The 8,368-nt window shown below is 62.2% G+C and carries 5 protein-coding genes; 1 reads left to right on the forward strand and 4 read right to left on the reverse strand.

Features of this window, described 5'->3' with window-relative positions:
- The 3 genes from HX846_RS09985 to HX846_RS09995 form a co-directional block, all read right to left on the reverse strand.
- Window positions 1–1,833: dermonecrotic toxin domain-containing protein (locus HX846_RS09985; RefSeq protein ID WP_372241973.1), on the reverse strand; the 1,833-nt coding region annotated here is incomplete at its 3' end.
- A 135-nt stretch (window positions 1,834–1,968) separates the two neighbouring features.
- Window positions 1,969–5,061, reverse strand: a complete 3,093-nt coding sequence (locus HX846_RS09990; RefSeq protein WP_178965330.1) for a transglycosylase domain-containing protein — start codon at window positions 5,059–5,061, stop codon at window positions 1,969–1,971.
- Between the two features lie 253 nt (window positions 5,062–5,314).
- Entirely contained in the window at window positions 5,315–5,773 is a 459-nt protein-coding gene (locus tag HX846_RS09995) for a transposase (protein ID WP_032899435.1), read from the reverse strand.
- 637 nt (window positions 5,774–6,410) lie between these two features.
- On the opposite strand from HX846_RS09995, the gene HX846_RS10000 reads away from it, so the two are divergent.
- Complete coding sequence (locus HX846_RS10000; RefSeq protein WP_003216436.1) at window positions 6,411–7,823, forward strand: amino acid permease; 1,413 nt, start codon at window positions 6,411–6,413, stop codon at window positions 7,821–7,823.
- A gap of 45 nt (window positions 7,824–7,868) precedes the next feature.
- Here HX846_RS10000 and opgC read toward each other — a convergent pair.
- Window positions 7,869–8,368: OpgC domain-containing protein (opgC, locus tag HX846_RS10005; RefSeq protein ID WP_178965331.1), on the reverse strand; the 500-nt coding region annotated here is incomplete at its 5' end.

Below are 8,368 nucleotides of genomic sequence, written 5' to 3' on the forward strand. Positions count from 1 at the left end.
GAAGGCGCCGTCGCCGTTGAACCGCACCAGGGGTTGATAGGCGTTGGCGCGCTCCGGGTGAGCGATACGCGTGTCGCCGGTTTCAGGGTCTGCCTGCACTTCGAAGTGAGTACCTTGCAGCGCGAGGATCTGCTTGCCCCGATGGGTGTGCAGGCCGTCGACAATGGGCGGCTGGTCGAGGTTTTTCACAGCATAGGGCGCAATATCCGGGTGCCACAGGCGCGTGCTGCCGTCGGGCCGCACCACCGGGCGCAAGCCTTCGACGAAGGGGCTGAGCTTGAGCCGTGCGACATGGCCCAACTGGCTGGCAGCACCGAACAAGGCAAACTGGATCACGCTGTCGGCCACCGCGACCACTTGCTCCGCCGCCTCGGCACCACGCCCCTGGGCCCAATCGACAATCCCCTCGAACACCTCGTCGGTGATCTGGTACAGGCTGTAGGCGAGCATCGCTTCACCCAGCAGCGGCACGAAGGGCGTCAGCACCAGCAGCGCCGCATTGAAGATATCCCCGAGGATTTTTTCCAGGTTGTCCCACCAGGCCCAGCGCGCGTGGCGGTCGGCGGTGGCGGTGGGCACGGCGATGTCCAGGGCATCGTTGACGATCTTGTTCAACTTGAGGCGGTACTGGTAATTCCACAGGTCATTTTCGGCGGCGAGCGTTGAGCGATTGATGTGATCGTCACCGATAGCCTGCACGCTGAATTGCAGGTTTGGCTGGGTGATCGGAGTGTCGCGCCAGCTGGGGCGCGGGTCGGTGTGGGCGGTTTGATGCCAGCGCACACGGCTCAAGCGTGTATTGAGCCCGGCAAAGAATTCACCGCGCCTGGCGTGGTCGATGAACTGGCTGAAGAAGGTCTGGTAGCGCTGGCTGTCCCGCAGTTTTTCCGTGAGGTGGCTGAGGAAGGCCGCAGGCGAAGGGTATTGCTTCAGAGGGTGTTCGGGGTCTGCGGGGATGTACACCAGCACCTTGCCGACGGGTCGGGTGGGCTGCGGGACAAACAGCAACAGGATGCCGGTCAATGCCGTGTTCATCAGGCTCAGGGTATGGCATCCAAGCGCCTGACCGTCCAGCAGCGCGACGCGGCCGGCGATCAGGTCGAGCACGGCGCCGTGGGCATCGGCGTCGATGTCCCGGTTGATCAAGGCCAGGTGCGCCGCCGTACCCAGGGCAGTCTTCTGAGTGGCAATCATCTGCAGGCGCACGGCCCGGGTCACCGCCGGGTCATAGAACCCCAGGGCCTGGCGCAGGCTTTTCTGGTAGCGGGCGCCCAGGTCCAGGGTGCGGCAGATGTGCTTGAACTGTTCAGCGGTCAATACGGCGCCGGTGATGGAGTGGCGCAAGGTCAGTGTATCCCGCTGCCCGCGTGGGTCTTCGGCGGACAGGAAGGCGTAGTCGACGAAGGTGTCCGAGGCGGCAAAGTTGGCCAGCGCGACGTCCAGCAGCGACAGGGTTTTGCTTTGCTCCCCACGATTGAAATCGTGCACCCACCAGGCAACTTTGGCGCTGGCATACAGCCGCAGGCAGGTGGTTCTGACGTCAATCTCGCCATAGGCCTTCAAGGCATTTTTCAGCAGCGGTTCGGCGAAGGCGTACACGTCGGTCAATGCCTGGAATCGCTGGTCCATCGCAGCCTGCTGCTGCCAGTGTGCGGCGATCGCGGGCTTGAGCGCTTGATGCTGGCTGGCGCTGGCATGGGGATAGTGGCGGATGCCTTGGTGGGCGACGTCGTTGAGTGCGCGCAGGCGGAGTGGCGAGGTGGTTTTCAGCCAGTGCGGCAGGGCGTTTTCGATAAACGCGTGGTGCAGGGACTGGTCGGGTATGTCGGCCATGGGGGCAACCTGTAGAGCTCAAAAAGAAGGCTTGAGTCTATGCACCGGCACGGCTGCGGATAAGTTTGAATAGTGGGTGGAAACCGCGGCGGATCCCTCAGTAATCCGCAAGTGAAAAGCGCAGGGATAGGCCCATCAGCGCACGCTGCATAAGCTGTTGTTGCCCGGTTGCAGATAGGGCGTAAGAATCGGCGCCATGCCCTTGAGTACCTGTACCGGCAACGCCGAAGTGAACTTGAAACCCTGGGCCGAAGCGCCGGGGACGAAGGCGGTCAGCGTGCCGAAATGATGCTCGCCGATGTAGAACACGAAGGTCGCCGTGCGGTTGATCGCCTTGGAGCTGAGGATCCGCCCACCGGCGCCGATGGCTTCGATCCGGTTGTCGCCGGTACCGGTCTTGCCGCCCATGGCCAAAGGCGTACCGTCCGCCAGTTTGAAACTGCCGGACACGCGTCGTGCAGTGCCCGCGTCCACCACCTGGGACAGCGCCCCCTTGAGTGCCGTGGCCACCTCGGAAGGCATCACGCGCTTGCCGCGATTGGGGTCGTTGACCAAGCGGGTTTCGTACGGGGTGTCGGCGGCAAAGCGCAGGCTGTCGATACGCAGGGTGGGCTGGCGCACGCCATCGTTGAGGATGATCCCCACCAGTTCCGCCAGGGCCGCCGGGCGGTCGCCGGAGCTGCCGATGGCCGTGGCAAGCGACGGCACCAGATGGTCGAAGGGGTAGCCGACTTTTTGCCAGCGCTGGTGAATATCGAGGAAGGCTTCGATCTCCAGCATGGTGCGGATGCGGCTGTCGCGGGCACTCTTGTGGCGGCTCTTGAACAGCCAGCTGTAAACCTCCTGGCGCTCGTGTTCACTGGCGGCGGTGGCCTGGGTGAAGGTGGCGTCGGGGTTGTTCAGCAGGTAGCCCATCAGCCACAGGTCCAGCGGGTGAACCTTGGCGATATAGCCTTGGTCAGGCAGGTCGTAGGCGCCGGGGCCGTAATTCTGGTAGAGCTTTTCGAGGCGCTCGTCGGTGAGTTTTTCAGGGCTTTTGACGCTGCTCAAGTGCGAGCGGACGAAGCTGTTGAAACTCGCCTGGCTGGCGTTGGGCAGCAGGTAGCGGTGTACGGCGGCCAGGCGGATGGCGGTGGGGTGCATGCCATCGAGGAAAGTATCGAGGCGCGCCTGGGTATCTTTGTTGCGGTACTTTTTCCAGAACTTGAGCAGGAACGTAGTGCCCTCGCGGTCGGCAAACTGGGCCAGGTATTCCTGGCGGCGCGGGTCGTTGTCGTCCTTGAGCAACTCGGCGCTGTTGTTCGGGCCCTGGTAGGTGGTGTAGCGCACCAGGTCGCGCATCAAGCGAATGAACGGCAGGTTGATGGACTCGCGCAGGGCCTCGATCAAGGTGGGATTGCGGCCGTTGTCCTGGCTGCGGAAGTTGTGGAAGTGGTGCATGCCGCCGCCGGTGAAAAAGCCTTCGCCGGTGTTGGCCGAGTATTGGCGATTGAGGGCGGCGTCGAGCATGGCCGGCAGGTTGCGGTCGCTGTTCTGGATCAGGTAATCGAGGGCCCAGCGGGTGATGCGGTCCTGGTCGTCCACCGGAATCTTGCGCAGTTGGGCAGCGGGTATCGCGCCGTATTTGTCGTGCAACTCGCTGACGATTTGCAGGTAGGTGGTCATCACCCGCAGCTTGGCGGTTGAACCCAGTTCCAGCTTGCTGCCTTCGTTGATGTCGAATGGCTGGTCGGTGCTGTCGGTTTGCACGCGCACGCGGGCACCGTCGGGTGTCATCTCGTAGAGGTTGAAACTGTAGCGAACCTGAGCGGTGCTGGCGGGCGTCAGCAGCGTGGGCCCGAGCAGGCCGATCTGCGCGGCGAAGGCGGGGTCGGCGAGTTGCTTGAGGTACGTGCTGGCCTGGCTTTGCAGGTCGGCTTGCAAGGTGCTCGTGGCAGAGAGATCGAGTCGGTCGAGGTCGTACAGCGGCTGGTTGAGCAGGGCGGCCAGGCGAGTGCGGGCGACGCTGATGCCCTTGTTGGTTTCGATTGGCTGGATCGTCGGTTGTTGCTGCCAGTCACGGTAGGTGACTTTGCTGGCGAGGGCTGCGCTGGCCAGCGCCGGGTCGATCACGTTGTTTTGTGCGAGCAGGCGGATGTGGCTGTCGGTGAGGTCCGCCAGTTCCTTGTGGCCCTTGGACAGATAGTGAGACGGGCGACGCTGGGCGATCATCAGCGACAGCACCTCGCGCAACGCCAGACCCTTTTGCGGCAGCTGTTTGGGGGCGGTGCCGATGAGCAGCGCGTTTGTCTGGTTGAAGTCGGCGCCGTACCACACGCGCAAGCCTTCGGCCATGCCGTGCACTTCGCCATGGCCGGGTACCGCCGACAGGGGCACGCTGTTGAGGTAGTCGCGCACGATGTCCTGGCGAGCGGCAAGGGTTTGCGGGCCGTCCTGATACGCGCGCACGCCGGCAGAAATCATCTGGCGGATTTTCTCGCCGCCGGACAGGGTCAGGCCGTCGGGCGAGTGGCGGTATTTTTCCAGCTGCGTGGCCAGGGTACTGCCGCCTGCCGTCTGGCCGGGCAGGTGCAAAAGCTTCGCCACCTGGGACCAGGCGGCCTTGGCAAAGCGCGGCCAATCCACGGCCGGGTTGAGTTGCGGGTTTTTCGGGTCCAGCAGGTCGCGGTCTTCGATAAACAGCAGGCTGCTGACCACCACCGGCGGGATCGCCGCAAAGCTTGGGTAGAACTGTTGTGGATACGTGAACTGATACAGCGGCGCGGCGCGGCAATCGGTGATGGTCAGGCCGGCCTGGATCTTTTCCGGGTAGGGCACGAACAGGCCGCGCTGGGCGTAGGCCATCAGGTCGGGGGAGAAGCGCGCTTGAGCCTGGATCAGGTAGTCACGCTTGATCAAGCGCGGCAGGAACTCGCCGAGGGCGCTGTAGCCCAGGCGCTTGTCAAAGGGCCCGGCGCCAGGGTAAACCCGCGCATCGCTGGGGCCCGAATGCATTTGGTAGGTGAGGGTTGAGGCAATGTCGGAGAAGGTCTTGGCCTGCAACCTTGAAGTGCGCATTTCCCGCAGGGCGGCAAAGCCCAGGGCGATCAGCGCAATCAGCAGCACCAGCCAGAACAGCCGCCACCACAACCGTCGGCGGGGAGGAGGGCTTTGTGGCAACGGCTGTTCATCCGGGCTATCGGTGGATACCGCAGCCTTGGTCGAAGCGTTTTGCCATAAAGCGCCCATAGTCGATTGATCCATTTACGTAGATTGATCGGACTTGGTTGAAGCTTAGACGGTGGTGGGCGAGTGGGGGGGATTTGTGAGTGTGATGCTGTTTGTGGCGAGGGGGCTTGTCCCCCGTTGGGCTGCGCAGCAGCCCCAAAACCTGCCATGAAGATCTTCCTGAAGAAATGCGGTGTGTTTACTGGGGCTGCTGCGCAGCCCAACGGGGGGCAAGCCCCCTCGCCACAGACAAGCCCTCTCCACACAGGAAAAATCAGAGCCAGGCTGCGTCCCATAGTGGGTAGTCACCAATATGTTCGACCAGGCCCGCTCGCAGAGGATTGGCGATGATGTAGCGGGCAATTTTGCGAAGGTCTTCATCGCTACGCACTGCTCGGTCATGGTAGCCAAGTTGCCAGAATCGTTCTTTGCTGCCGCGTGCGCGATTAATGGTGAGGGTGCTGCGGGATTTGGTACGTCCCACAGCCTGCGACAACGTTGTGCCTTGCAGCTCAAATAGCCAATGAAAGTGATCAGGCATGACGACCCATGCCAGAGAGTCGACCATTCCCAATTCATGGGTCTTCCTGAATTCTGCTACCAGTAGTCTTCCCAAATGGAAGTCTTTGAACAGGGGTTGCCGGTTGTGAACCACGGCGGTAATCAGATAAGGACGGCCAGATTCTGAATGTCGACCACGGCGTAACAGATGAGAGTTGGGTTGATGAAGCATTCCTTTGCTCCTTGAGGGGAAGTAGTCAATTGACGTTAGCAGCTGCTGTGGAGTGCTCTCTTGCAGTTCAGTGTCGGCGTGTTTCTCGAAGGTAGATTTGTGGCGAGCGGGCTTGTCTGTGGCGAGGGGGCTTGTCCCCCGTTGGGCTGCGCAGCAGCCCCAGTAAAGACACCGCATTTTCTGGATAGAACTTATGGCAGGTTTTGGGGCTGCTGCGCAGCCCAACGGGGGACAAGCCCCCTCGCCACAGACAAGCCCGCTCGTCACAGATAACCCCGCCACATAACCCCAAACCGTCGAGCTAGAGCCTCCCCCACCCGTAAACCCGCCAAAGGTAGGGGCATGACGCTGCACCATTACCGTGCAATACTCGCCGCCGTTTGGTGGCGATGATTCCTACGCTAACCAGGTGATGCTCCTCCGCAAAAGGCGCCTTTACCGAGAGTTCCCGCTGAATCTTGCCGTTTATAGAGTGAAAACCCCTGGGTTTAGCTTTTTATACTGCACCCCCGCTGATCTGGCCCGGCCAGACCGTTTTACCCAAAAGGTGATCCGGCAACGGTACGCCATGGCAGACCCGCCATGACGCCCCGGACTCGGTGGCTCATATCCAATAACAAGACGAGGTTGTATCCCTATGCCAGCTGGCAATCATCTGCCCCACGGCGAGACCGCTCAGGGCGGTCCGCTGAAACGCGAACTCGGCGAACGGCATATTCGCCTGATGGCCCTCGGTGCATGCATCGGCGTCGGCCTGTTCCTAGGCTCGGCCAAGGCCATTGAAATGGCCGGCCCGGCGATCATGCTGTCGTACATCATCGGCGGCCTGGCGATCCTGGTGATCATGCGCGCCCTCGGCGAGATGGCCGTGCACAACCCGGTGGCCGGTTCGTTCAGCCGCTACGCCCAGGATTACCTCGGCCCGCTGGCGGGCTTTCTCACCGGCTGGAACTATTGGTTCCTGTGGCTGGTGACCTGCGTGGCAGAAATCACGGCCGTCGCCGTGTACATGGGCGTGTGGTTCCCCGATACACCCCGCTGGATCTGGGCCCTGGCAGCACTGATCAGCATGGGCACCATCAACCTGATCGCGGTCAAGGCTTTCGGTGAGTTCGAGTTCTGGTTCGCACTGATCAAGATCGTCACCATCATCGCCATGGTGATCGGCGGCGTCGGCATCATCGCGTTCGGCTTTGGCAACGATGGCGTGGCCCTGGGCATTTCCAACCTGTGGACCCACGGCGGCTTTATGCCCAATGGCGTGCAGGGTGTGTTGATGTCCCTGCAGATGGTGATGTTCGCCTACCTGGGCGTGGAGATGATCGGCCTCACCGCCGGTGAAGCGAAGAACCCGCAGAAGACCATCCCGAGTGCCATCGGTTCGGTGTTCTGGCGCATCCTGCTGTTCTACGTCGGTGCGTTGTTCGTGATCCTGTCGATCTACCCGTGGAACGAAATCGGCACCCAGGGCAGCCCGTTCGTGATGACCTTCGAGCGCCTGGGTATCAAGACCGCCGCCGGCATCATCAACTTCGTGGTGATCACCGCAGCGTTGTCGTCGTGCAACGGCGGTATCTTCAGCACCGGGCGCATGCTCTACAGCCTGGCGCAGAACGGCCAGGCCCCGGCCACGTTCGGTACCACCTCAAGCAACGGCGTGCCGCGCAAGGCGCTGCTGCTGTCGATCTTCGTGCTGTTGCTGGGCGTGCTGCTCAACTACATGGTTCCGGAAAAAGTCTTCGTCTGGGTCACTTCCATCGCCACCTTCGGCGCGATCTGGACCTGGCTGATGATCCTCCTGGCCCAGCTCAAGTTCCGCAAGAGCCTGACCCAGGCCGAACGTGACGGCCTTAAATACCGCATGTGGCTGTACCCGGTCAGCTCCTACCTGGCCTTGGCGTTCCTGGTGCTGGTGGTGGGCCTGATGGCGTACTTCCCGGACACCCGTGTGGCGCTCTACGTGGGGCCGGTGTTCCTGGTGCTGCTGACGGTGTTGTTCTACGTGTTCAAGTTGCAGCCGACTCAAGCGGCGGCACGCACCGCGAGCTGAGTTTCCTGCGCTCAACAAAAAGCCCCTTACGGGGCTTTTTGTTTTTCAGGCGGTGGCGGGAGGCGCCGGTTGGGTGAGCCGCTTGTTCAAATCCAGCCAGGCCCCCAGCAGCGCCATCAGCCCGGCGCCTACCAATGCCGTGAAGATTTGCATGGCGAAGGCATCGCCGGTGATCGCATTGATCATGTCTGCCAGTGGCGCCAGCAGCACCCCCAGGCAGAACACCTCCAGGGAGTAGCGGCCCATGCGGCAGGTTTGCTGCGCCAGCCAGTTTTGCGTCCAGGCGTGGCCAGGCAACAGCTTGGCGGTGACATAGGCCAGGGCCAGGAAGTGCAGCAAACGCACGGGCGACAGGTCGGTCTTGCTGATGGGGTACAGCAGGTCACTGAGCGCCGACGGCATCAGCGCGTCGTGGATTTCCGGCCAGCGCCACGAGAGCGTGAGAACCCCCGCCACCAGCGCATACACCGCCGCAGCGACGAACAATGGCTGACGCAACAGGCGCCGAGTCTCGACAGGGCGGGGTTGCCCGGCATGAATCGCCG

The organism is Pseudomonas sp. K5002 (assembly GCF_013386655.1).
GTDB lineage: Bacteria > Pseudomonadota > Gammaproteobacteria > Pseudomonadales > Pseudomonadaceae > Aquipseudomonas.

Bases quoted from the DNA above. Each gene is read 5' to 3' on its own strand.
- HX846_RS09990 (WP_178965330.1), bottom strand. From the start codon at position 5,061: ATGGGCGCTTTATGGCAAAACGCTTCGACCAAGGCTGCGGTATCCACC.
- HX846_RS09995 (WP_032899435.1), bottom strand. From the start codon at position 5,773: ATGCTTCATCAACCCAACTCTCATCTGTTACGCCGTGGTCGACATTCA.
- HX846_RS10000 (WP_003216436.1), top strand. From the start codon at position 6,411: ATGCCAGCTGGCAATCATCTGCCCCACGGCGAGACCGCTCAGGGCGGT.